This window comes from Undibacterium sp. RTI2.2 (genome assembly GCF_035018705.1).
Lineage (GTDB): Bacteria > Pseudomonadota > Gammaproteobacteria > Burkholderiales > Burkholderiaceae_D > Undibacterium.
Genome location: NZ_JASJXN010000107.1, coordinates 1 through 1,983, shown reverse-complemented (window position 1 = coordinate 1,983; position 1,983 = coordinate 1). Strand labels below are relative to the sequence as shown.

Sequence of the window (1,983 nt, the reverse complement as noted above, 5' to 3'; positions counted from 1 at the left end):
CGCGCTGCTTGACTTAGGTTTGTACTTTGCTTCAATGTTTCAATCTTGGTGGAGGTTAACGGGATCGAACCGTTCACCCCCTGCTTGCAAAGCAGGTGCTCTACCAGATGAGCTAAACCCCCGAAACTTGGATGTCTTCCTGCACTCACTTGCCTGCAACCTGCTCCACAAGTTTGGTGGGTCTGGTTGGGCTCGAACCAACGACCCCCGCGTTATCAACACGGTGCTCTAACCAACTGAGCTACAGACCCAGGTGCTTGCTCGATTCTCACGTGAGTGAGTTATACAGCTTGTCGCCAGTTTCCTGGCAACTTACCTTGTTCTTTACAGTAACAGTCAATAAGTGTGGACACTTAACTTTCAGCACAACTCTAGAAAGGAGGTGATCCAGCCGCACCTTCCGATACGGCTACCTTGTTACGACTTCACCCCAGTCACGAACCCTGCCGTGGTAATCGCCCTCCTTGCGGTTAAGCTAACTACTTCTGGCAGAACCCGCTCCCATGGTGTGACGGGCGGTGTGTACAAGACCCGGGAACGTATTCACCGCGACATGCTGATCCGCGATTACTAGCGATTCCAACTTCATGTAGTCGAGTTGCAGACTACAATCCGGACTACGATACACTTTCTGGGATTAGCTCCCCCTCGCGGGTTGGCGGCCCTCTGTATGTACCATTGTATGACGTGTGAAGCCCTACCCATAAGGGCCATGAGGACTTGACGTCATCCCCACCTTCCTCCGGTTTGTCACCGGCAGTCTCATTAGAGTGCCCTTTCGTAGCAACTAATGACAAGGGTTGCGCTCGTTGCGGGACTTAACCCAACATCTCACGACACGAGCTGACGACAGCCATGCAGCACCTGTGTAAAGGTTCTCTTTCGAGCACTCCCAAATCTCTTCGGGATTCCTTCCATGTCAAGGGTAGGTAAGGTTTTTCGCGTTGCATCGAATTAATCCACATCATCCACCGCTTGTGCGGGTCCCCGTCAATTCCTTTGAGTTTTAATCTTGCGACCGTACTCCCCAGGCGGTCTACTTCACGCGTTAGCTGCGTTACCAAGACAATTAAGTCCCGACAACTAGTAGACATCGTTTAGGGCGTGGACTACCAGGGTATCTAATCCTGTTTGCTCCCCACGCTTTCGTGCATGAGCGTCAGTGTTATCCCAGGGGGCTGCCTTCGCCATCGGTATTCCTCCACATATCTACGCATTTCACTGCTACACGTGGAATTCTACCCCCCTCTGACACACTCTAGCCATACAGTCTCAAATGCAGTTCCCAGGTTGAGCCCGGGGATTTCACATCTGACTTATATAACCGCCTGCGCACGCTTTACGCCCAGTAATTCCGATTAACGCTTGCACCCTACGTATTACCGCGGCTGCTGGCACGTAGTTAGCCGGTGCTTATTCTTCAGGTACCGTCATTAGTAGTCCGTATTAGGAACTACCGTTTCTTCCCTGACAAAAGAGCTTTACAACCCGAAGGCCTTCTTCACTCACGCGGCATTGCTGGATCAGGCTTGCGCCCATTGTCCAAAATTCCCCACTGCTGCCTCCCGTAGGAGTCTGGACCGTGTCTCAGTTCCAGTGTGGCTGGTCGTCCTCTCAGACCAGCTACTGATCGTCGCCTTGGTAGGCTTTTACCCTACCAACTAGCTAATCAGATATCGGCCACTCCATGAGCATGAGGTCTTGCGATCCCCCACTTTCAACCTAAGTTCGTATGCGGTATTAGCGTAACTTTCGCTACGTTATCCCCCACTCTAGGGTATGTTCCGATATATTACTCACCCGTTCGCCACTCGTCGCCAGGTTGCCCCGCGTTACCGTTCGACTTGCATGTGTAAGGCATGCCGCCAGCGTTCAATCTGAGCCAGGATCAAACTCTTCAGTTTAATCTCTGTTTTTGTTCATTGCTGAACTCTGTTCTTTCGAACAGTGTCGCTCACTCAAATAACTGACAGGCTATCTCTT

Annotated in this window: 2 tRNA genes and 1 rRNA gene; all 3 read right to left on the bottom strand. The window is 51.5% G+C overall.

Annotated elements, in window-relative coordinates:
• Window positions 1–46: 46 nt before the first annotated feature.
• The 3 genes from QN395_RS21260 to QN395_RS21250 all read right to left on the bottom strand — a co-directional run bounded on the left by QN395_RS21260 (window position 47) and on the right by QN395_RS21250 (window position 1,904).
• Window positions 47–122 (bottom strand) — tRNA-Ala (locus tag QN395_RS21260).
• A 52-nt stretch (window positions 123–174) separates the two neighbouring features.
• Window positions 175–251, bottom strand: a tRNA-Ile gene (locus tag QN395_RS21255).
• Window positions 252–375: 124 nt separating this feature from the next.
• A 16S ribosomal RNA gene (locus QN395_RS21250) occupies window positions 376–1,904 on the bottom strand.
• Window positions 1,905–1,983: the final 79 nt, after the last annotated feature.